Annotated in this window: 17 protein-coding genes; 13 read left to right on the forward strand and 4 right to left on the reverse strand. The window is 64.8% G+C overall.

Annotation, left to right across the window (positions count from 1 at the left end; genetic code table 11):
• Positions 1-359: 359 nt before the first annotated feature.
• Positions 360-2,501 (reverse strand): M13 family metallopeptidase, encoded by a 2,142-nt coding sequence (locus tag HB634_RS04550; protein ID WP_213947742.1) that lies wholly within the window; start codon positions 2,499-2,501, stop codon positions 360-362.
• A 236-nt stretch (positions 2,502-2,737) separates the two neighbouring features.
• Between HB634_RS04550 and HB634_RS04555 the strand changes: the two genes are divergently transcribed.
• Positions 2,738-4,429: an alkaline phosphatase family protein gene (locus HB634_RS04555; protein WP_213947743.1), complete on the forward strand. Its 1,692-nt coding sequence runs from the start codon at positions 2,738-2,740 to the stop codon at positions 4,427-4,429.
• Positions 4,422-6,044, forward strand: a complete 1,623-nt coding sequence (locus HB634_RS04560) for a multicopper oxidase domain-containing protein (RefSeq protein ID WP_255548390.1) — start codon at positions 4,422-4,424, stop codon at positions 6,042-6,044. The genes HB634_RS04555 and HB634_RS04560 overlap by 8 nt, the downstream gene beginning before the upstream one ends.
• Positions 6,045-6,131: 87 nt before the next feature.
• Here HB634_RS04560 and HB634_RS04565 read toward each other — a convergent pair whose 3' ends face one another.
• Complete coding sequence (locus tag HB634_RS04565) at positions 6,132-7,922, reverse strand: M14 family metallopeptidase (protein WP_213947744.1); 1,791 nt, start codon at positions 7,920-7,922, stop codon at positions 6,132-6,134.
• Positions 7,923-8,003: 81 nt separating this feature from the next.
• Between HB634_RS04565 and HB634_RS04570 the strand changes: the two genes are divergently transcribed.
• The 5 genes from HB634_RS04570 to HB634_RS04590 all read left to right on the forward strand — a co-directional run bounded on the left by HB634_RS04570 (position 8,004) and on the right by HB634_RS04590 (position 11,847).
• A complete protein-coding gene (locus tag HB634_RS04570) occupies positions 8,004-8,534 on the forward strand; it encodes a sigma-70 family RNA polymerase sigma factor (protein ID WP_213947745.1) in 531 nt (176 codons plus the stop codon).
• Complete coding sequence (locus tag HB634_RS04575) at positions 8,521-9,126, forward strand: hypothetical protein (RefSeq protein WP_213947746.1); 606 nt, start codon at positions 8,521-8,523, stop codon at positions 9,124-9,126. Before HB634_RS04570 ends, HB634_RS04575 begins: the two co-directional genes overlap by 14 nt.
• A 71-nt stretch (positions 9,127-9,197) precedes the next feature.
• Entirely contained in the window at positions 9,198-9,863 is a 666-nt protein-coding gene (locus HB634_RS04580; protein WP_063572159.1) for a response regulator, read from the forward strand.
• Complete coding sequence (locus HB634_RS04585; RefSeq protein ID WP_213947747.1) at positions 9,860-11,251, forward strand: ATP-binding protein; 1,392 nt, start codon at positions 9,860-9,862, stop codon at positions 11,249-11,251. The genes HB634_RS04580 and HB634_RS04585 overlap by 4 nt, the downstream gene beginning before the upstream one ends.
• A 74-nt stretch (positions 11,252-11,325) precedes the next feature.
• Positions 11,326-11,847: a DNA starvation/stationary phase protection protein gene (locus HB634_RS04590; RefSeq protein ID WP_213947748.1), complete on the forward strand. Its 522-nt coding sequence runs from the start codon at positions 11,326-11,328 to the stop codon at positions 11,845-11,847.
• A gap of 45 nt (positions 11,848-11,892) precedes the next feature.
• Here the strand turns inward: HB634_RS04590 and HB634_RS04595 are convergent, their stop codons facing one another.
• Complete coding sequence (locus HB634_RS04595) at positions 11,893-13,806, reverse strand: PDZ domain-containing protein (protein WP_063574013.1); 1,914 nt, start codon at positions 13,804-13,806, stop codon at positions 11,893-11,895.
• Positions 13,807-13,962: 156 nt separating this feature from the next.
• Here HB634_RS04595 and HB634_RS04600 point away from each other — a divergent pair, with 156 nt between their 5' ends.
• Positions 13,963-14,412 carry a DUF4442 domain-containing protein gene (locus HB634_RS04600; protein WP_213947749.1) on the forward strand — a complete coding sequence of 150 codons (450 nt, stop codon included), beginning with the start codon at positions 13,963-13,965 and terminating at the stop codon, positions 14,410-14,412.
• Between the two features lie 68 nt (positions 14,413-14,480).
• Here the strand turns inward: HB634_RS04600 and trxA are convergent, their stop codons facing one another.
• The gene (gene trxA, locus HB634_RS04605) at positions 14,481-15,353 is read right to left on the reverse strand and encodes a thioredoxin (protein ID WP_345777464.1); all 873 of its coding nucleotides are present in this window, start codon (positions 15,351-15,353) and stop codon (positions 14,481-14,483) included.
• 102 nt (positions 15,354-15,455) lie between these two features.
• Here trxA and HB634_RS04610 point away from each other — a divergent pair, with 102 nt between their 5' ends.
• The 5 genes from HB634_RS04610 to leuS all read left to right on the forward strand — a co-directional run bounded on the left by HB634_RS04610 (position 15,456) and on the right by leuS (position 21,955).
• Complete coding sequence (locus tag HB634_RS04610) at positions 15,456-16,136, forward strand: paraquat-inducible protein A (protein ID WP_255548391.1); 681 nt, start codon at positions 15,456-15,458, stop codon at positions 16,134-16,136.
• Positions 16,133-16,753: a paraquat-inducible protein A gene (locus tag HB634_RS04615; RefSeq protein ID WP_063573560.1), complete on the forward strand. Its 621-nt coding sequence runs from the start codon at positions 16,133-16,135 to the stop codon at positions 16,751-16,753. Before HB634_RS04610 ends, HB634_RS04615 begins: the two co-directional genes overlap by 4 nt.
• On the forward strand, positions 16,750-18,432 hold the full coding sequence (locus tag HB634_RS04620) for an MlaD family protein (RefSeq protein ID WP_063573559.1): 1,683 nt from the start codon (positions 16,750-16,752) through the stop codon (positions 18,430-18,432). Before HB634_RS04615 ends, HB634_RS04620 begins: the two co-directional genes overlap by 4 nt.
• On the forward strand, positions 18,429-19,019 hold the full coding sequence (locus HB634_RS04625) for a PqiC family protein (protein ID WP_213947751.1): 591 nt from the start codon (positions 18,429-18,431) through the stop codon (positions 19,017-19,019). Before HB634_RS04620 ends, HB634_RS04625 begins: the two co-directional genes overlap by 4 nt.
• Before the next feature lie 188 nt (positions 19,020-19,207).
• On the forward strand, positions 19,208-21,955 hold the full coding sequence (leuS, locus tag HB634_RS04630) for a leucine--tRNA ligase (RefSeq protein WP_213947752.1): 2,748 nt from the start codon (positions 19,208-19,210) through the stop codon (positions 21,953-21,955).
• Positions 21,956-21,957: the final 2 nt, after the last annotated feature.

The following is a 21,957-nucleotide window of genomic DNA, read 5'->3' on the forward strand; positions in this document are numbered from 1 at the left end:
GTGAGAGACCTTGGTGTCCACCCTCGAGGCGAGTTCCGCACAAGTGGAGCGGCCGTAGGCCAGATAGATACATGGGCCGCGTCAGCGGCCTTCCTTTTCGAACGCGGAGGACTGTCTGAGCAGCGAGGGTGGGCACCAAGGTCTCCCCGCGAGACGCCCAAGTGTAGAGAGCGATGGCAAAGCCGAGCCCCGCGAAGCCGAAGGCGAGCCATGCGCGAGGTGCGAGGTGCGAGGTGCGAGGTGCGAAAGAATGCCCCGACCGAAACCCGCGCGCCCGGGCCCGGGTAATCTACGATGAACCAAGAAAAAGGCGCCGCATGGCATGCGGCGCCTTGGTGATCAGCCTCTACGTAGAGCGGTTACCAGATCTTCACCAGCTTGTCGCCCGAGCGAACCATCTTCGCGTCCGGCTTGCACTGGAATGCCGTGGCAAAGGCCGCCATGTTCGACGGTGCGCCGATCGCGCGCAGCGAGGCCGGCGCGTGCGGGTCGGTGTTGAGGTACAACATGGCCTGCTTCTCACGGACGCTGCCGCGCCAGACGCGGGCCCAGTTGAGGAAGAAACGCTGGTCCTGCGTGTAGCCGTCGATCTTGGAGTCGGCTTCCTGCGGGTTCTTCTTCAAGGCTTCCTGCAGGGCGTCATACGCCACCGCCGTGCCGCCCAGGTCGGCGATATTCTCGCCCAGGGTCAGCTGGCCATTGACGTGCAGGTCCGGCTTGTCCTTGAGCGGTGCGTAGTCGTTGAACTGGTCGACCAGCCTCTTCGTGCGCTCCTCGAACTTCTTCTTGTCGGCGGCCGTCCACCAGTTCTTATTGTTGCCTTCGCCATCGAACTGGCTGCCTTCGTCGTCGAAGCCATGGCTGGCTTCGTGACCGATCACCGCGCCGATGCCGCCGTAGTTGATTGCGTCGTCGCCCTTGGCATCGAAGAACGGCGGCTGCAGGATCGCGGCCGGGAAGTTGATCGTGTTGTCGGTCGGGTTGTAGTACGCGTTCACTGTCTGCGGCGTCATGCCCCAGTCGAGGCGATCGGTCGGCTTGCCGATCTTGGCGATGTCGTAGTGATAGTTGAACTTGCTGGCAGCCTGCACGTTCGTGTAGTAGTCGTCGCCGCTCACTTCCAGGCCCGACCAGTCACGCCACTTGTCCGGGTAGCCGATCTTGGGCAGGAAGGTATTCCACTTCTGGATCGCCTTTTCCTTCGTCTCGGCGCTCATCCAGTCGAGGTTTTCGATACGTGCCTTGAGGGCGTTGCGCACGTTATCGACCAGTTCGGTGGCGCGTTGCTTCGCTTCGGGCTTGAACACCTTGGCGACGTACAGCTGGCCGAGGGCTTCGCCCATCGACGCGTTGACGGTACCGAGCACGCGCTTCCAGCGATCTTTCTGCTTCGGCTGGCCGGCGAGGGTCTTGCCGTAGAAACCGAACTTGTTGTCCTGGAAGGTCTTGGACAGGTACGGCGAAGCGCTGTCGATCGCGTGGAAGCGCAGGTAAGCCTGCCACGTGCTGACCGGCGTCGCTGCCAGCATCTTGTCGAACGCCTTGAAGAACTTCGGCTGGGACAGCGAGAAGCCCTTGTCGATGGTCACGCTCTGGGCGGCGAAGAACTTCTCCCAGTTGAAGTGCGGCGTGATCTTGTCGGCTTCGGCCACGGTGACGAAGTGGTACTGGTTTTCCGGGGCGCGCAGTTCGACCGGGGCCAGCGAGGCGGCAGCCAGCTGCGTCTCGAATGCCATGACGGCATCGGCCTGGGTCTTCGCGTCAGCATCGGAGACGCCGGCGAGGGTCAGGGTCTTGGTGATGTAGTCGACATAGGCCTTGCGGTTGTCGGCCTGCTTCGGATCGGTGTAGTAGTCCTTGGTCGGCAGACCGAGGCCGTCCTGCTGCGCATAGCCAATCTGCATCTTCGCGTTCTTGAAGTCCGCGCCTGAGCCGAAGCCGAACACGTAGCTGTTGCCATCGGCGAAGCTCTGGTCGAGGAAGTTGGCCACGTCGTCGCTGTTCTTCAGGCCGTCGATCTTGGCCAGTTCCGGCTTGAGCGGCTCGATGCCGGCCTTCTCGATCACGGATTCGTTCATGCCCGAGCGATAGAGCAGGCCGATCTTCTGCTCGATCGAGCCGGCCTTGGCATTCGCCGCACCCTTGTCCATGGCATCGACGATGTCGTGCTGCGTGGACAGGCTGTTTTCGGCGAGCTGGTCGAAGGCGCCCCAGCGGGTGCGGTCTTCGGGAATCGGGTTGACCGCCACCCACTTGGCGTTGACGAAGCCGTTGAAGTCGTCGCAGGCGTCGATCGTCGTGTCGATGTCGGCCACATTGAACGTGGGCGCGGCAGGTGCGGCAGCGGTCGTGGCCGCCGGCGCCGGGGCGGCGCTGCCGGTGGCGGCAGGCGGGTTGCCGGCCGGAACGGCCGTATCGGCATCGTTGTGCTTGCTGCATGCCGTGCCGGCGAGCGCGACGCTGAGCGCGAGTGCGAGCGGCTTCAGGTACTGCTTGGTCATGAGTGTCCCTCTGTCCAGTGAAAGCGGTGCCCCCGGGCACCGGTGGGTTCCGAGCATAGCCGTTGGGAACGGGCTGGAGGGCCGACCGTGACGAAGGTCATGGATTGAGAAAATTCGTAAGACCTTGCGGACTTTGTCCCCGGGCTGTCATGCGCCCTTCTTACGCTGGTCAGACCGCATGACAGGGGATGCGGATCCGTGCAGTCCGGCCGCCACACCTTTCGAGGAGCTTAGTCATGCGCAAGTTACTGGCCGCAGGCATCGCCTGCGTGCTCACCCTCTCCGCCGCGTCGATCGTCGCCGCCCAGCAGGTGGCCTCCGCCCCTGCCGATGCCGCCACGACCGCGTTGGGCTTCGGCCACGGCGGTCACGGTAGCGATCCGCGCACCGCCACGCCGATCAAGCATCTGGTCGTGATTTTCCAGGAGAACGTTTCCTTCGATCACTACTTCGGCACCTATCCGCTTGCCGAAAACGGCAAGGGCGAGCCATCGTTCTATGCACGGCCCTTTACGCCGCCGGTGAATGGCCTGTCGCATCGCCTGCTGACGAAGAATCCCAACGCGGCCAACACCGGCAATGCCGACGCGGCGATCAATCCGTTCCGCCTCGCGCGTGCGCAGGCGGCGACGGCCGATCAGGACCACGGCTATACCTCGGAACAGCGCGCCTTCGATGGCGGCAAGATGGATCTGTTCCCGCTGTATACCGGTCACGGTGAAACCCTGCCGGGTGGCGATGCCGCCGAGGAAGGCAAGGGCCAGGTCATGGGGTATTACGACGGCAACACGGTCACCGCTTACTGGAACTACGCGCAGAACTTCGCCATGAGCGACAACCACTACGGCACCGGCTTCGGTCCGTCGTCGCCGGGTGCGGTGAACCTGATCGCGGGCCAGACCGCCGGTGTGATCGACACGCTCAACGGCACGGGTGCCGAGACCGACGATGGCCACGGCGGCCTGACCATGATCGGCGACCCCGATCCGATCGGCGACGTCTGCTCTTCGCCCACGGCTAGCCAGGCGACCATGGGCGGCCGCAATATCGGCAACCTGCTCAACGATCACAATGTCACCTGGGGCTGGTTCCAGGGCGGCTTCGACCTCACGCTCACCAACCCCGACGGCAGCACCGGCTGCACGCGCCGCACGTTGTCGAAGGTGACCAACACCACTTCGAACGATTACAGCCCGCATCATTCGCCTTTCCAGTACTACCCGTCCACGGCCAACCCGACGCACGCACGGCCGTCGTCGATCGCCGCCATCGGTAAGACGGATGCGGCTAACCATCAGTACGACATCCAGGACTTCTATGACGCCGTCGATACCGACAACCTGCCTGCGGTGAGCTTCCTCAAGGCGCCGGCCTACCAGGACGGTCACGCCGGCTATTCCGATCCGCTCGACGAACAGGCCTTCGTCGTCCACGTGATCAACACGCTGCAGCAGAGCAGCGAGTGGAAGGACACGGCCGTCGTCATCGCCTATGACGATTCCGATGGCTGGTACGACCATCAGGAACCGCCGCACACCAACGCCTCGACAGGCACCACCGACGCGCTCGACGGCGCCGGCGTGTGCAAGGGACGCGTCACGTTGCCGGGCCTGGATGGCAAGACACCGGTGCAGGGCCGCTGCGGCTTCGGTCCGCGCCTGCCGCTGCTGGTGGTGTCGCCGTGGGCACGCGAGAACATGGTCGACCACAGCGTGACCGACCAGAGCTCGATTACCCGCTTCATCGAAGACAACTGGCTCGACAGCAAGCGCCTGGGTGGCGGTTCCACCGATGCCACGGCGGGCCGTATCGATAGCATGTTCGACTTTTTCTTCCCGCGCCTGTTCGACCGCAAGCTGATCCTCGACGAGTCGACCGGTCAGCCGAAGCGTGCGCAGTGGCCGTTCGGGAACGGTGGGCATGGTTGATCGCCGTCGCTTTCTGAAGACGGCGGGGTGGATGGCTGCGGCGGGTTGGATCCCGTCGCGGCTCCTCGCGCATGACATGCACGGCATGCAGGCCACTCAGGCGGGCAAGGTCGGCAACGACCTGTGCATGCACCCCATGGGTGATACGACGCATATGCCGGGCCTGGTCGATCCGGGCAAGCTGGCAGCGTTCGTCGATCCGCTGCCGATTCCGCCGACACTGCGCCCCGTCGCGGGCAAGACGCTCGACGTGCGCATGGCGCAGACCGCGCAGAAGCTGCATCGCGATCTGCCACCCACCGAATTGTGGACGTATGGCGGGCACTATCCCGGCCCGACGATCGAGGCGCGTACCGGCGAGGCCTTCGACGTGCGCTGGGCGAATGCGCTGCCGACGAAGCACTTCCTTCCCGTCGACCACGCCATCTGCGGTGCCGAAGCCGACCAGCCCGAGGTGCGCGCCATCGTCCATCTGCACGGCGCCAAGGTGCCGCATAAGGACGACGGCTATCCCGAAGACTGGTACGTACCCGGCAAATCGCGCCAACACCATTACCCGAACGCCCAGGACGCGGCGACGCTGTGGTACCACGACCATGCGATGGGCATTAACCGGCTGAACATGTATGCCGGGCTGATGGGACTCTACCTTCTGCGCGACGAACACGAGTTGTCGCTTGGTCTTCCTTCCGGCGACCAGGAACTGCCGCTGGTGCTGGCCGACAGACTGCTGCGCACGGACGGCCGTCTCTACTATCCGGACTCGGGTGACGCCCATGCGCCGTGGGTACCCGAAGTATTCGGCAACCTGACCCTGGTCAATGGGGCCATCCTGCCTCGTGCCGATGTGCAGCCAAGACGCTACCGACTGCGCGTGCTCAATGCGGCGAACGGCCGCTTCTACCATCTGCGATTCAAGGATGGCCGGCCATTCCACGCTATCGGTTCCGACCAGGGCCTGCTGGCCGCCCCAGCAAAGGTGACCTCCCTTTTCCTTGCGCCGGGTGAACGTGCCGACCTCGTCGTCGACTTCGCCGCGTTGCGCGGTGGCACGGTGGAATTGATGAACGATGCGCTGCCGCTGATGCGTTTCGCGGTGGGGCAGGGTGCCGTTCGCGACGACAGCCGGCTGCCGGATGTCTTGCGCGATCTGCCCCGGGTCACGGAAGCCAGTGCGTCGAAATCACGCGAGCTCACGCTCGACGAATACAGCGACTGCGTCGCCACGCCCATGCTCATGTTGCTCAACGGCAAGCGCTGGCACGATCCTGTCACGGAGACGGTGAAGCTCGGCAGTACCGAGATGTGGAACCTGGTAAACCTCACCGAGGATACGCATCCGATCCATCTGCATCTGGTGCGCTTTCAGATCCTCGACCGGCGCCCGTACGACGTGGACGAGTACATGGAGAAAAAGACCATTCGCTACGTTGGCCCGGCACAGGAACCGCCGCCGCACGAACGCGGCTGGAAGGATGTGGTGCAGGCGTACCCGGGCATGGTGACCCGCATCGTCGCAACGTTCGACGGATATGCCGGCCGCTATGCATGGCATTGCCATCTCGCCGAGCACGAGGCGAACGAGATGATGCGACCGTTCGAGGTGGTCGCGTAATCCCGCTCTTGTAGGAGCCGATTCATCGGCGATCCCGCGGCAGCGGGCAAGGCTGCTGCGAGCACCCAATCGCCGCTGAAACGGCTCCTACAACTGCCTTAGAGCGTCGGCATCCAGGCGAACCACGGGATAAACGCCCACCTTCTGCACCGTGTACCACGGGCTGCGTTCGTAGAAGAACGTGAGGCGCGCACGCGGGCTGGCAGCGAAGGCGGCGTCGTTCTTCAGCTTCGCCTCGAACTCCGTCTTCAGCGCCGGGTTCGCCGCCATCATCTTCCGTGCCAGTGCCTCGAGCACGCGCGGTTCGCCGTATTCCTTCTGCTCGAACACGGCATTGAAGTAGCCCCAGCGGAGCAGGGAATCCGGTGCGCGGGCATCGAGCAGGTTCAGGGCGAGCACGGCATCGGCATTGTCCGCGCGCACGATGACGGTACCGGCCGGGAGATCGACATCGACCCGCGACGAAGCGATGTGTGCATCCTTCAGCATGTGATGGCTTTCGAAAGGTTTGTCCGCCCACTTCGGGTCGGTCAGCTCGTCGCGCTCCGCGTGCACGCGCACGGCGGTGGTCGTCCGCGTGTACGGAATGCCATGCGCGTCGAGGCGATCGATCACGTCCGTCCATTGCGGCGGAATCGCCCACGCGGCGGGGATCGACGCCGAGACGTCCGGAAGCAGATCGTTCCAGTTCGAAATGCTGTAGTCCTTCTTCGTTTTCGGGTCGTATTGCACCCAGAGATCGCCGGAGACATCGCTCTTGGTCTGCGTGAATGCGTAGCCCTTGAGTGTGAACGGTGTCGATGCCGGATCCTGCTTGAACGTCACCGGCTGCGAGGCGTCCGGCTTTGCGGAAAGCGCTTCAGCCCAGCGATCGGCCTCCTTCGACGCTGTGATGAGGGCGGCAGGCTCCTTGTTCACGTGTGCGAGCACGCTGCGAACCACATCGTAGGTCGCACGCACGCGCACCTCGTAGGACTTGAGCATGTGCGTTTCGATCAGCAGGCCGGCGCGATTGCGAATGGCGGCGTAGCCCGTGGAAAAGCGCGGGCCGGAACCGAAGTTCTCGATGCCCTTGGTGATATCGCGTCCGTCGCGGAATTCCAGGTAGGGCGCGGCGAGGTGACCGAGCTTCTCGTAGGCCGGGATGGCGTCGCCTTCGTAGGCCGCCTTCTGCCATGCAGCGATCGACGGCGGCAGCTTGTGCGCGTCCTCCGCGTACCAGGTGAGGTCGTACTGGTAGTCGGCACCGTCCGTGGTGTGGATGTCGATCAGCAGGTCGGGTTTCCAGGTGTTCCAGAGTGTCAGCCACGCGCGCGTTTCGGGCGCATCGGCCTTGACGTAATCGCGGTTGAGATTGAGGTATTGCGACTGGCCACGAAAACCCATCTCGGCCGGCCCGTTCTGGTTGATGCGGTTGTACGGGTTTGAGTTCTCATGGCCATCCACGCTGTACACGGGGATGTAGACCAGCACGGCGTGGTCGAGCAGATGGGGCAGGCGATGGGTGGCGGCAAAGTCGCGCAGCAGCATCAGGCCCGCGTCCTTGCCTTCGATCTCGCCGGGATGGATGCCGGCCTGGAGCAGTACGATGGGTTTGCCGGCGGCGCGGGCCTTTTCGGGCGTCAGGTCGCCGTCCTTCGCTGCGATCACGACCGTCATCGGCCGGCCCTCGGGCGTCGTGCCGAAGGTCGCGAGGCGGATCGTGTCCGGTGCCGCCTGGGCGAGCCGCTGCAGGAAGGCCTGCGTTTCGGCATACGACGGTGTCGTGCGGAAGGAAGACGCCTCGGCGGGCGTGATCCACGTGTCTTTCGCCTGGATCGTGACCGGGGCCACGGCGATCAGGGCGAGGAGGAGGCGTGCGGGGAGCGTGGCAGACATGAACCCATCCGGCAGGAGAATCGGACCATTGTGTGATTTTTTCTCCGCGCTCGCGAATCATGGTGGAAAGAGGAGGGGTCCATGGCCGAGGCTGAGCGACGGCGCGCTTTCGAAGCGCTGCTGCAGACACACCGGAAGATCGTCTTCAAGGTCGCGGCCATCTATGCCCATGGCGAGGAGGATCGGCGGGATCTTGCGCAGGAAATCCTGCTCCAGGTCTGGCGATCGTTCGGTGCGTACGACACAAGCCGTTCGTTCTCTACCTGGATGTACCGCGTGGCGCTCAACGTGGGTCTGTCGCATGCCCGACGCCAACGCGAACGACTGCAGCCACTGGATGCGACGCTGATCGACACGCTCGGTGGCGGCACGCCGATCGATGAGCCGGACGAGCGGCTTGCCCAACTGGCACATGCCATCGAGACCCTGGAACCCCTCGACCGCGCCCTGATCCTGCTCTATCTCGACGAGCAGCCCTATGCCGAGATCGCGGCGGTGCTGGGTATCGGCGAATCCAACGTAGGTACCCGCCTTGCGCGGCTCAAGCAACGTCTTCGCCGGGACATGACCGGCGCGACTTCACCCAACGGAGAGAACCATGGAACTCGATGAACTGAAGGCAGGCTGGCAGGTACTGGACCAGCGTGTGGCGCGCCTGGAAACCGTTATCGCCGACCGGGGCCATGGCGGCGTCCGCGCGGAACTGCGCCCGCTGGTCATCGGCCAGGCCATCCAGATCGTGGTGGGTGTGGCGTCTGCCATGGCGGCGGGCTCGTTCTGGGTCGACCACCGGGACGTTCCCAACCTGCTGGTGACGGGGGTGCTCTTGCACCTGTACGCCATCGCCATGATCGTTGCCGCCGCCCGCAATCTGTTCCTGGTCGGCCGCGTGAACGAAGCGGCGCCCGTGCTGGAGCTTCAGCGTCGCGTAGTGACCCTGCGTGCCTGGCGCATCCGCGAAGGGCGATGGTTCGGCATCGTCGGATGCTTCATGTGGGTAGCCATGATCGTCTGGGCGTTCGGGCTGCTTGGTGTGGATATCGTGGCAGCCCATCCGGCCTTCATCGGGTTCCAGCTGTTGACCGCACTGGTCTGCCTCGGCGTGTATGCCGTGGTGGCGCGGCTGGCTCGTGCGCCGGAGGGAAGGGCGGTGCGCCGGGCCCACGAGCGGCTGGACGAGATCGCCCGCTTCGAGGCCGGTTGACGGGGTGCTCTAAGGCAGCGCTAAGCTCGGTGCACGGATACTATCGGCGTCTCAGCCACCGGGCCGCCGTCTTGCACATCATCCTCGTCGAAGACGACGCCCAGCTTGGCGATGCCATTCGCAGGGCGCTGGAACGGCTGGCCTATACGATCAGCTGGTTCCGCGACGGCAACGAGGCGCTGGCGGCCATGCGCGACCACGAGGCCGACCTGGTACTGCTCGATCTCGGTCTGCCGGGGAAGGATGGTATGGATGTACTGGTCGAGGCGCGGCAGTCTCGCGTGACCACGCCGGTCATCGTCATGTCCGCCCGCGAAGCCCTGGATTCACGCATCCGCGTGCTGGACGCCGGGGCCGACGATTACCTGATCAAGCCTTTCCACCTGGACGAACTGGCCGCGCGCATTCGCTCCCTGGCCCGACGCGTACGCGGCGATTCGGTCAACCGTCTGGACGCCGGGGCGCTGAGCCTGGACCTGGGTACCTGGGAAGTCATCTGGCACGGCGACAAGGTCGACCTGACCCGGCGTGAGTTCGCGTTGCTGCAGGCGCTGATGGAACGCGCCGGTCGTATCGTCCGGCGCGAGGCCCTGGAGGCATCGCTGTATGGGCCCGAGGCGGCGATGAGCTCCAGTGCGCTCGAGGTGCTCGTGCACGCCCTGCGCCGCAAGCTCAGCCACGATGCCATCCAGACCGTGCGCGGATTCGGCTACATGGTGCCCCGGGAACCCACGTGAAGCCAGGCAGCCTGCGCTCGCACCTCCTGGTCCTGATCATCATCGTGCTCGCGGCGGTGCTCCTGCCCTTGGGCGTGCTCAGCGCCCAACGTACCCTGGAAGAAGTGGACGAACTCTCGGACGGCCGTCTTGCCCAGTCCGCACGTACGCTCGAGGTCCTTGTCCGTCGCATTGGCGTGGACCAACTACGCAACCAGCGCGCCGCCCGTCTGCTGGTGTCGAGCGTGTCCGATCATCCGCAGGAGCTCATCGTGCAGGGCCGCACCTATGAATCGGAGGTCGGTTTCGAGGTGTTCGATCACGATGGGATGCTGTTGCTCGCCACCGAGAATCTCGCCCGGCTACCGAATACGCCTGCCGCCGACGGCGCCTTCGAGGACGTCAAGAGTGGCAGGTACACCTGGCGTGTCTTCACCCTGATCATGGAAGACGAGGGCATCACCATTCGCTCGGGCGAGCGCTACGACAGTCGCCACGAAATCACTCGTGCACTCTGGATCGAGCACGGACTGCCGACCCTCCTGGGCTTGCCTCTTCTCGCGCTCCTCGTCGGCTGGGCGATTCGGCGGGGTCTCCAGCCGCTGGAGACGCTGGCTCGCGCGCTGTCGCGTCGCGAGCCGGGTAGCCGGGAGCCGATCCGTCTGGATCACGCGCCGAACGAGCTGAAACCCGTGCTGGACGCGCTAAACGGCCAGATCAGCCGTCTGGAAAGTGCGCTCGAGCGGGAACGCCGTTTCAGCGCCGATGTGGCCCACGAGCTGCGTACGCCCCTGGCCTCGACCATGATCAATCTCGAGAACGCCATGAACTCCGCCCAGCCACACGAGGCCGAGGCCGCCCTGGTGGCGGCGCGCGAGTGCCTGATGTCGCTGGCGCGTCGCACCGAGCAGTTGCTTGCGCTGGCGCGCCTGGAGGTCGGCGCGGCATCGGGCCCACGCAGCCGCGTCTATCTCGGCGAACTGGCGCTGGAAGTCATCGAGGAACTTACGCCACTCATCGGCCGGGGCGGGGTCGAGCTGAGTATCCGCGAACTGCCCGCGGAGCTTGTCGTCGAGGGCTACGGTGTCGCCCTCGGCGCCCTGCTGCGTAACCTGCTGGAGAACGCATTCCGGCACGTGCCGGCGGGCGGCCATGTCGAGCTTTCCATCAGTCATAACGATGACGAGGCCGTCATCGAGGTCGTCGACGATGGCCCGGGCATTCCGCCGGAGCGCCGCGCCTCCATGTTCACCCGTTTCCAACGCGGACTGGATACCCAGGGCGAAGGCTTCGGCCTGGGCCTCTCCATTGTCCAGCGTGCCGCCGAACTGCACGGCGCGAGCATCCAGTTGCTGGATGCGGAGTCCGGGCCGGGGTTGCGTGTGGTGGTGACACTGCCCTTGGCCTGAGCGCCGGGTACAAAATCTTCAATCCGCGTAACAAAGGCCGGCGCATACTCAGGGGCCCACCGTGGAGCGCAGCAATGAAGAACCCTGAAGCGACCAAAGCCAAGCGCAAAGCCGATCTGCACACGCCCACCGGCCTCGGTGCAGACGCCACCCGCGACATCTCGGCCGAACTCAACGCCCTGCTCGCGGACACGTTCGCGCTTTACCTGAAGACCAAGAATTTCCATTGGCACATGTCGGGCCCGCGTTTCCGCGACCTGCATCTGCTGCTCGATGAGCAGGGTGAGCAGATTTTCAGCATGACCGACGATCTCGCCGAGCGCGTGCGCAAGATCGGTGGGACCACGCTGCGTTCGATCGGGCACATCGCGCGGCTGCAGCGCCTGTCCGACAACGACGCTGACTTCGTGACGCCACAGGACATGCTCGCCGAGTTGCGCGAAGACAACCAGCGCCTGGTCGGATTCCTGCGCGAAACGCATGCGTTGTGCGACGAGTATTCCGATGTCGCCACGGCCAGCCTCATCGAAAACTGGATCGACCAGGGCGAACGCCGCGTGTGGTTCCTGTTCGAAACCAATCGCGAGAACACCTGACCGGCGAGGTGGCGCGGCTCTTGCCGCGCCACCTTTCGTGCCGCCTTACTTGCGCGGCGTGGCGATCACGCCGATCAGATCCTTGCCATCGCCGCGGACCAGGTGCGGATACTTCAGGCCGCCGTGGTAATCGACCTTCACCGTGCTGTACTCGTCGATGTTCTTGACCAGGAACTCGATCGGCGTGGTGGTCGACTTCGCATCGGTGACCGCATCCTTGAGTGTCTGGCCGGAGAAGTCCTTGCCGTTGACGGCGACGATGGTCAGGCCCGGCACGAGTCCGGCTTTTGCCGCGGTCCCGTCCCATTGCACGTCCTGGATCACGCCCTTGTCGGATACCTGCACGCCGAGCGAATAGGCGAAGTTGGTCGACTTGCGCAGCGTCTCCGCCGTCTTGTCGAAGCCGCTCGGCTTGTCGTCGTAGACGACCTTCCAACCACCGTTTTCGATGCCATGCTCGGGCAGCGTATTGCCGGTGGCATCGAGTCGCTGGCGAAGGAAGCTCGCCCAGTCATAGGCCTGCACGCCGTTGAGCGTGCTGACAACGTCGTCGAAGGTATAGGTCTTCGTCGCGTAGTTACCGTTGTCCATGCCGTAGAACGCGCGCGCGAAGTCATCGAGCGAATGCTTGCCGCCCGATAGATCACGGATCTTCGTGTCCACATCGAGCCAGAGTAGCTGGCCTTCGGGATAGAAGTCCGTTCCGCGACGATAGTTGGACCAGCCGCCGGCTCCCGCATAGGTCAGGGGTGCCGCGTCGGCGGTGTCCTGCAGCGAACGCCACGAGCGGCCCGTGCGATTGGACATGCCGGCTGAGATGCTGGCGAGCGAATCGCGCCACTGCTCGGTGGTCCAGATGCCGGAGCGCGCCGCGAGCACGCCGCACCAGTAGTCGGTCAGGCCTTCGTAAACCCAGAGCAGGTCGTCCTGCATCGTTTCAGTGAAGGTCGGCGTCCAGAGGTCGGCGGGCCGGCGGAACTTGCCGTTCCACGAATGCACGTACTCGTGGGGAAGCAGCGTACCGGCGGCGAGATTGACATCGTTGTCGGTGAGGAAATTGGCGAACAGGCGATCGTCGCTCGACTGGTGGTGCTCGAGGCCGAAGTGCTGTGTGTGATCGGAGTTGATCAGCAGGAAGTCATAGTGACTGTAGTGATGCGCGCCGAAGAGCTTGTTAGCCTGGACGATCAGCGCACGCTGGCCGGCAATCTGCTTGTCGGTGGCTTTGACGCTCGCGGCACTGTCACCGACGATGTTCAGGTGCACGGCGGGCTGGGCGCCTGGCGAAAGGTCCACACGATTGAAATGACGGCCGGCAATCAGCGGGGAGTCGACGAGATTCTCGAAGCTGACGGCCTTGAAACTCGGCGTCGCGCTGTCGGGTGTGTCCGTCTCCAGTGAGCTGGCGAACTTCCAGCCCGCCGGCAGCTTCACCGTCGGCTGGATCATGATGCGACTGGTGTAGTACCCCGCCGGATAGAACGCCACCTGATTGAATTCGAGCGCGACGAAGTTCGGCGTGGAGGAAGGGCTGGACGAAAAGCCGCCCGCTTCACGCGGCGCGAGGAACTCGAAGGCAATGTCGAGTTTGTCTACGCCGGCCGGAACATCCACGTGCAGCGCGTACATTTCCTTCAGGTCGCGACGCCAGGCCAGCGGCTTGCCGTTCGCGGTGATCGCCACGCCGGCCACGTTCTGGATCGGGCCGGTGGGTGAGTGCTCGCCGGGGATCCACTTCGGGTAGAACAGCGTGAGGGGACCGGACGCCACCGGGATGGTCTCGTGCACGTGATAGATGTTTTTCGGCGCGTCGGTCAGGTCCACCGTCAGGCCGAGGGTGCCCTGGTAGGGCTGGTCGACGGGAGCAGGAAGATCCTGGGCGACGGCGGAGGAGCCTGAGAAGGCCATCGCCACGGCGAGGGCGGCGGGCAGGGTGGCACGGCGGAGCGTAAGGCGCATGGCTCGGATTCCGGCGGCGAGTGAGTGCGATCGATGGTAGGCGCGTGGAACGGGGCGGCCCCCTGCCATTGGTCACCCCTCGTTTAAAACGGGGGTCTACGTTCGCCGGCGCGGCGCGACTAGGATGGCTGGCTCCCCGATCCCGAAACCTCCGACATGAAAGCAAGCACCCTGCGGCGCGTCCTCAACTGGTGGCCCCCGTTCCTGTTCGCGGGCGTCCGCGTGCTGCGGCTGGATGACGATTACCGGCAGGCGCGCGTCAGGCTGAAGCTGGCCTGGTACAACCGCAATTACGTGCGCACGCATTTTGGCGGCAGCCTGTTCTCGATGACCGATCCGTTCTGGATGATCATGACGCTGAAGAGCCTGGGCGACGACTACATCGTCTGGGACCAGGCGGGCGAGATCCGCTTCGTTGCGCCGGGGCGTGAGGACGTGTTCGCGGAATTCCGTATCGAGGACGGTGTGCTCGATGAGCTTCGCGCGGCTACCGCAAACGGCGAGAAGTGCCTGCGCTGGTTCGATACGGATGTGCGGACGGCATCCGGGGAACTGGTGGCTTCGGTGCGGAAGCAGCTTTACGTGCGGCGCAAGAAGGGGCGGTGAGGCAAGGCGCTAAGGCATCGCCGATAAATCGGCGATGCTCTTGTGGGAGCCGCTTCAGCGGCGATTCCTCAAAAGACCAGCGAAGCCATCTTCCTACGGTACTGGCTCACCAGCGCCGCATCGTCCAGCGTGGTGAAAGCCGCCAGCAGGCGCTTCTTCGCCTGGCCTTCGTTCCAGTCGCGCTGGCGCTTGAGGATGTCCAGGAACTGGTCGAGACCTGCCGCGGCCTCACCTTCGATCAGTAGGCGCACACCGAGCAGGTCGCGTGCTTCCCAGTCGGTATCGCTCGATTGCACCCGGGCCTGCAGCTCCTGGAGCGAGGGCGCACCGGCCAGGGCTCGGGCGAGCTCGAGCTGACTGCGCAGGCGCACGGCGCGCGCGTCGGTGGCGAGGTTGGCGGGCAGGGCATCCAGCTCGGACTGGGCCGAGGCCACGTTGCCAGCACGCATCAGGGCGAGCGCGAGGTCGAGCTTGAGCTCGGCACGCTCCGGCTCGGCGGCGATGGCCTGCTGGAGACGGTTGATGGCTTCCTCGGCCGTTTCCGGTGTTGCGGCTTCGGCGTCCTCGTCATTGGCCGCCTCGCCCGGCTGCACGCCATGCTTGGTCAGGAATTCGCGGATCTGGCCTTCGGGCAGGGCGCCGGCAAACCCATCCACCACCTGGCCGCCGCTGATCAGGATCACGGTGGGGATGCTGCGCACGCCAAACATCGCGGCGAGCTCCTGCTCGGCGTCCACGTCGATCTTTGCGAGGCGGAAGGCGCCGTTGAACTCCCCGGCGAGCTTCTCCAGGATCGGGCCGAGCGACTTGCAGGGGCCGCACCACTCGGCCCACAGGTCGACGAGGACCGGGGTCGTCAGCGAGGCCTTGATGACATCTTCCTCAAAGCCGGCCGTGGTCGCGTCGAAGATATGCTCGCTACGGGTCTGGGCGCTGGTCACGTGGGGCTCCTGGGACGCTGATTCGATGCCCCATAAATCGGGGAAGAGGCGGAGCATATCAAGCCCGCACACAGATTTAGGACGGATCCTACGTCGCCCGTCATGCGCCGTTTACGCGGATTTGCGATCATAGGCGGGCAGGCCACCGTGGCCTTGAAGCGCCGGGACGGCATGCACCACGCCCAGAACCTGATCATTTGCGAGCACTGCGACTCCGTCTACCAGAAGCGGAAGCTATCGCGTGGGCAGGTGGCCGACTGCACCGTCTGCGGCGCCGTGCTGGAGCGCCATCAGTGGATCGGTGTGGATGGGCAGTTCGCCCTGATCATTGCCGCCCTGATCGTTTTCGTGATCGCCAACGTGTCGCCGATCGTCACCTTGAAGCTTTCCGGCATGGCCGAGACCACCACCCTCTGGGGTGCGGTGATCGCCATGTGGAACGACGGCGCGCAGCTGGTCGCGGCGCTCACGGCGCTGACCCTGTTCTTTTTCCCCCTCAGCCAGCTCGTCATCTTCTGCTGGGTGCTCTGGTTCGCCCGCGAGGGTCGCCGCGCCCCCGGCTTCGCCCAGGCCATGACGGCCCTGGTCAGGGTCAAGCCCTGGAGCATGATCGAGGTCTTCATGCTTGGCACCCTGGTCGCCGTGGTCAAGGCGCATACCTATTTCGACGTGGTGCCGGGTCCGGGCATCTGGGCCTTCGGCTTCCTGACCGTGCTGATCACCGTGTTCTCGAGCCACGACACCCGCCACCTATGGGACGTCACCAAGGACGCGAAAGCATGAGCGCACCTCCGCGCGCCCGGGAACTGGGCATGATGTCGTGCCACATATGTCGCCTGGTTACCGCCTACAGCGACGATCCGCACGCGCATTGTCCGCGTTGCCATAGTGCCTTGCACGTGCGCAAGCAGGGCAGCATCGCGCGGTCCTGGGCACTGCTACTGGCTGCGGCGATGTTCTACATACCGGCCAATGTGTTTCCGATCATGCGCACGCAGAGCCTTTCCTCGAAAGACGACAACACCATCCTGAGCGGCATTTTCGAGCTGTGGCGCGCCGGCTCGCCTGGCCTGGCGGTCATCGTCTTCACGGCGAGCATTGTCGTACCCATGCTCAAGTTCATCATCATGACCATCCTGCTGGTGTCCGTGCAGCGTTCGAGCGGCCTCGTGTCGAAACAGCGTGCGAGGCTGTACCGCTTCGTCGAGCTGATCGGCTACTGGTCGATGCTCGATGTGTTCGTCGTGGCGATCCTTTCCGCCCTCGTGCACTTTCAGATTCTCAGCCGCGTCGAGCCCTTGCCCGGCGTGGTCTATTTCGGCGTAGTCGTCGTACTGACGATGCTTTCGGCCATGAGCTTCGATCCCCGTTTGATCTGGGACAACAGGAAATCGCAATGAGCGACACCAACCAAGGAAATACGCCGGCACAGGACGACGACCTGCCGCAGCCCGAGGTGCGCAAATCGAAGCTCGGCTTCTCGCTGATCTGGCTGGTGCCGATCATTGCCGCCCTGGTCGGTATCTCGCTGCTGGTCACCCACTTCACGTCGGCCGGCCCGAAGATCACGGTGACCTTCCTCACCGCCGAAGGCATCGAAGCCAACAAGACGCAGGTCAAGTACAAGAACGTGGTGATCGGCAAGGTCACCACCATGCGCCTGTCGAAAGATCGCACGCACATTACCGTGGTCATCGACCTGGAAAAAGACGCGGCCGCGTTCGCTACGAAGAACACGCGCTACTGGGTCGTTCGTCCGCGCATCGGCGCGAGCGGTGTGTCGGGTATCGATACGCTGTTGTCCGGTGCGTTCATTGGTGCAGACGCCGGCGATTCGGAAGAAGAACAGACCGACTTTACCGGACTGGAAACGCCGCCTGCGGTGACCCATGGTGCGCCCGGGCGTCGCTTCGTGCTGCACGCGGCCGACCTGGGCTCGCTCGATATCGGTTCGCCGGTCTATTACCGGCGCATCCAGGTCGGCCGCATCGTTTCGTACGAGCTGGACAAGGACGGCAAGGGCGTGTCCCTGCAGCTGTTCGTCGACGGCCCGAACGATCGCTTCGTCCACCAGGATGCACGCTTCTGGAATGCCAGTGGCGTGGATGTGTCGCTCGGTGCCGATGGCCTCAAGCTCAACACGCAGTCGCTCGCCACGGTGATCGCCGGCGGCGTCGCATTCCAGGATGCGCCGGGGCCGCACGACGAAACGGCGGCGCCGGAGATGAAAGAGTTCAGCCTGTTCAATGACCAGGCCACGGCCATCGCGCCGCCGGACGGCAAGCCGCGTTATATCCGCATGCGCTTCGAGCACTCGTTGCGTGGACTCAACGTGGACGCCCCGGTCGAGTTCCTCGGCGTGAAATTCGGTCGCGTCGTGTCGGTCAACCTCGATTACGATGCGAAAACGCAGACCTTCCCGGTCATCGTCGGTGCGGTGGTCTATCCGGACCGCCTGGGCCAGGCCCACGACAAGCTGGCGAAGCTCTCCGGCGGCACCGACGATTCGGAGATGCCGAAGATCATGAGTGGTCTGGTGGCCCACGGCCTGCGTGCGCAGGCACGTAACGGCAACCTGCTCACGGGCCAACTCTATATCGCCCTGGACTTCGATCCGAAGGCGAAGAAGGTGGCATTCAACGAGAACGCCCGGCCGTTCGAGATCCCGACGACGCCGGGTGATTTCGACCACCTGCAGGAGCAGATCGCCAGCATCGTCGACAAGATCGAGAAGATTCCGTTCGATTCCATCGGCAAGAACCTCGACGGCAGCCTGCACGAACTCAACGGCACGTTGAAGCAGGTCAATACCGAGCTGCTGCCCGAGGCCAAGCGCACGCTGCAAGGCGTGAACAAGACGGTCGGCACGGCCAACGATGCGCTGTCGGAGGATTCCCCGCTCCAGCAGAACATCGGCAACACCCTCGAGGAGCTGCAGCGCACGGTGCGCTCGGTTCGCGCTTTCACCGATTACCTCGGTCGTCATCCCGAGGCGTTGCTGCGCGGCCGGGGCGCCGACGCTCCGCCGCCGGTCTCCACGCCGTCGACCCCGAAGCAGGGCAAGGACGTACAGCCATGATCCAGACACTTCGCCTTTCCGGCGCCGCTCTCCTGGTCACCGCCCTGTGCGCGTGCTCCTCGGCGCCCACGCACTTCCATACCCTGGTGCCGTCGTCGGCCCCGATGGCGTCCGTGGCCGCGCCCTTCGTGATCGACGTGCAGGCCGTCGGCGTGCCGCCACAGGTGGACCAACCTTCCCTGGTACTGCGCCACGGCGCCACCGGTGTCTCCGTGCTGGATGGGGAGCGCTGGGCCTCGCCGCTCGGCGACGAGATTCGCGGCGCCCTGGTGGCCGACCTCTCCGCTCGCCTGGGAACGCACGACGTGCACGGACTGCCCCATGCCAAGGGCGACAAGGTCGTTCGCGTGCAGCTGGATGTACGCCGCTTCGACTCCGAAGTGGGCGGTAGCGCCACCCTGGAGGCAAGCTGGTCGGTTCGCTCGGGGGAGACGGCAGGCGCAGCCTGCGCCTCGCGGGCCAGCGAGCCGGCGGGCTCGAGCTACGACAGCCTCGTCGAAGCCCATCAACGGGCCATCGGCCAGGTCGCCGACCAGGTGGCTGCCGCCGTCCGCGCCGTCGCCGCCGGCCAGTCCACCTGCCAGTAACGGCTCCCCTGTAGGAGCCGATTCATCGGCGATGGGTGCTCGCGCCCACGCCCGAAGCCCCGCTCCGCAGGGATCGCCGATGAATCGGCTCCTACAGAAAGCGTCCCTGCGCCGCCTTTCGCTTTGCCTGAACCGTCCCCGTGGGATAGTCTCCCGCGATTGTGAGCATCCCACCGGTACCCAACACCATGCAGGACACCCAAGACCAGGGCACGCGCGAACAGGGCGGTTACGCCCCCGACGCCGTCGAGACCGCCGCGCAGCACTTCTGGAACGCCACCCGCGCGTTCGAAGTGACCGAGGACGCGAGCAAGCCGAAGTTTTATTGCCTCTCGATGCTGCCGTACCCCTCGGGCGCCCTTCACATGGGCCACGTTCGCAACTACACCATCGGCGACGTGATCAGCCGTTTCCAGCGTCAGCAGGGCAAGAACGTATTGCAGCCGATGGGTTGGGATGCGTTCGGCCTGCCGGCCGAAAACGCCGCGATCAAGAACAACACCGCGCCGGCGAAGTGGACCTACAAGAACATCGAGCACATGCGCGAGCAGCTCAAGCGCATGGGCTTCGCCTACGACTGGACCCGCGAGGTCACCACCTGCCGCCCCGAGTACTACCGGTGGGAACAGCAGATGTTCACCCGGCTGATGAAGAAGGGCCTGGTGTACCGCAAGAACAGCGTCGTCAACTGGGATCCGGTCGACCAGACCGTGCTGGCCAACGAGCAGGTGATCGACGGTCGCGGCTGGCGCTCGGGTGCCTTGGTCGAAAAGCGCGAGATTCCGCAGTGGTTCCTCAAGATCACCGCGTACGCGCAGGAACTGCTCGACGGCCTGGATACGCTGCCGGGCTGGCCCGATGCGGTCAAGACCATGCAGCGCAACTGGCTGGGTCGCTCGGAGGGCCTCGAAATCCACTTCGACGTGGACGGCGAGTCTGAGCCGCTGACGGTCTTCACCACGCGCCCGGACACCTTGATGGGTGTCTCGTACGTCGCGGTAGCGGCCGAGCACCCCATTGCCACGCGTGCCGCGGTGGGCAATCCGGGTCTTGCCGGGTTCATCGAAAGCTGCAAGGCCGGCGGTGTATCCGAAGCCGAGCTCGAGACGCAGGAGAAGCGCGGCTACTACACGGGCGTCGATGCCACGCATCCGCTTACCGGCGAAAAGGTGCCGGTGTGGGTCGCCAACTTCGTGCTGATGGGTTATGGCACGGGTGCCGTCATGGCCGTACCGGGCCACGACCAGCGCGACTGGGAATTCGCCCAGAAGTATTCGCTGCCGATCAAGATGGTCGTCGTCGATCGCGGTGTGGTCGATGCCGTGGCCGAACTGCGTCGCGACCTCGCGACCGACGGTGGCGACGCGGTGCAGAACGCACTGGAAGGCGGCTCGTCCGATGCCTACCAGTCGTCCTCGGCGGTCGAGACGATCAAGACCTTCGAGTCCGATATCCAGACCGCCGGTGCGTACACCGAGTACGGCACGCTGATCAATTCGGGCCAGTTCGATGGCCTGGAGTTCAAGGCGGCGTTCGACGCCATCTCGCTGGCGCTGATTGCGGCCGGCCGCGGCGAGCGCCGGGTCAACTGGCGCATCCGCGACTGGGGCGTAAGCCGCCAGCGTTACTGGGGCTGCCCGATCCCGGTCATTTACTGCCCCAAGTGCGACGCCGTGCCGGTGCCGGAAGACCAGCTGCCGGTCGTACTGCCGGAAGACGTCGCCTTTTCCGGCGTGCAGTCGCCGATCAAGGCCGATCCCGAGTGGCGCAAGACCACGTGCCCGTCCTGCGGCGGTCCGGGTGAACGCGAGACGGATACCTTCGACACCTTCATGGAGTCGAGTTGGTACGCCGCGCGTTACACGAGTCCGGGCGCGAATGCCCAGGTGGACGAGCGCGCCAACTACTGGATGCCGGTCGACCAGTACATCGGTGGCATCGAGCACGCGATCCTGCACCTGCTTTACTTCCGCTTCTATCACAAGCTCATGCGTGACGAAGGGCTGGTGAACAGCGACGAGCCGGCCACGAACCTGCTCTGCCAGGGCATGGTGATCGCCGAAACCTACTTCCGGAAGGAAGCCAACGGATCGCTCACCTGGTTCAATCCGGCCGACGTGGACGTGCAGCGCGACGAACGCGCGCGCATCGTCGGCGCCGTGCTGCGTAGCGACGGAAAGCCGGTGGAAATCGGTGGCATCGAGAAGATGGCCAAGTCCAAGAACAACGGCGTCGACCCGCAGTCCATGGTGGGCAAGTACGGCGCGGACACGGTGCGCCTGTTCTCCATGTTCGCCGCGCCGCCGGACCAGTCGCTCGAATGGAACGAGGCCGGTGTGGAAGGCATGGCCCGCTTCCTGCGCCGGCTGTGGCGCGACGTGTCGGCGCATGCCGACGTGGCTGCCCAGGCAGAGGGTGACAACGCTGCCGCCGACGGTGCGCGCAAGGCCCTGCGCCGCCAGCTCCACGAAACCATCCAGAAGGTCACCGACGATATCGGTCGCCGCCAGTCCTTCAATACGGCCATCGCGGCCCTGATGGAACTGTTGAACGCGCTGGCGAAGTTCGACGACGCCAGTGCGAAGGGCACCGCCCTGCGCCAGGAGGCGTTCACCGCGGTCGTCCAGCTGATCAATCCGTTCACCCCGCACATCGCCCATGCGCTGTGGCAGGTGCTCGGCCACGGGGAGACCCTGGTCGAGGATGCGGGCTGGCCGGTGGTCGATCCGACCGCCCTGGTTCGCGATTCGCTGACCTATGCGGTGCAGGTCAACGGCAAACTTCGCGCTACCATCGAGGTGCCGGCTTCGGCGTCGAAGGAAGACGCCGAGGCGATGGCGCGCGCCGAGCCTACCGTGGCGCGCATGCTCGAAGGCCAGACCGTGCGCAAGGTGATCGTCGTGCCCGGCAAGATCGTCAACATCGTCGCAGGATAATC

The organism is Luteibacter sp. dw_328 (assembly GCF_018449605.1).
GTDB lineage: Bacteria > Pseudomonadota > Gammaproteobacteria > Xanthomonadales > Rhodanobacteraceae > Luteibacter.

Coding starts and splice junctions, on each gene's coding strand:
- HB634_RS04550 (WP_213947742.1), bottom strand. CDS start 2,501: ATGACCAAGCAGTACCTGAAGCCGCTCGCACTCGCGCTCAGCGTCGCG.
- HB634_RS04555 (WP_213947743.1), top strand. CDS start 2,738: ATGCGCAAGTTACTGGCCGCAGGCATCGCCTGCGTGCTCACCCTCTCC.
- HB634_RS04560 (WP_255548390.1), top strand. CDS start 4,422: ATGGTTGATCGCCGTCGCTTTCTGAAGACGGCGGGGTGGATGGCTGCG.
- HB634_RS04565 (WP_213947744.1), bottom strand. CDS start 7,922: ATGTCTGCCACGCTCCCCGCACGCCTCCTCCTCGCCCTGATCGCCGTG.
- HB634_RS04570 (WP_213947745.1), top strand. CDS start 8,004: ATGGCCGAGGCTGAGCGACGGCGCGCTTTCGAAGCGCTGCTGCAGACA.
- HB634_RS04575 (WP_213947746.1), top strand. CDS start 8,521: ATGGAACTCGATGAACTGAAGGCAGGCTGGCAGGTACTGGACCAGCGT.
- HB634_RS04590 (WP_213947748.1), top strand. CDS start 11,326: ATGAAGAACCCTGAAGCGACCAAAGCCAAGCGCAAAGCCGATCTGCAC.
- HB634_RS04595 (WP_063574013.1), bottom strand. CDS start 13,806: ATGCGCCTTACGCTCCGCCGTGCCACCCTGCCCGCCGCCCTCGCCGTG.
- HB634_RS04600 (WP_213947749.1), top strand. CDS start 13,963: ATGAAAGCAAGCACCCTGCGGCGCGTCCTCAACTGGTGGCCCCCGTTC.
- HB634_RS04610 (WP_255548391.1), top strand. CDS start 15,456: ATGCGCCGTTTACGCGGATTTGCGATCATAGGCGGGCAGGCCACCGTG.
- HB634_RS04615 (WP_063573560.1), top strand. CDS start 16,133: ATGAGCGCACCTCCGCGCGCCCGGGAACTGGGCATGATGTCGTGCCAC.
- HB634_RS04620 (WP_063573559.1), top strand. CDS start 16,750: ATGAGCGACACCAACCAAGGAAATACGCCGGCACAGGACGACGACCTG.
- HB634_RS04625 (WP_213947751.1), top strand. CDS start 18,429: ATGATCCAGACACTTCGCCTTTCCGGCGCCGCTCTCCTGGTCACCGCC.
- leuS (WP_213947752.1), top strand. CDS start 19,208: ATGCAGGACACCCAAGACCAGGGCACGCGCGAACAGGGCGGTTACGCC.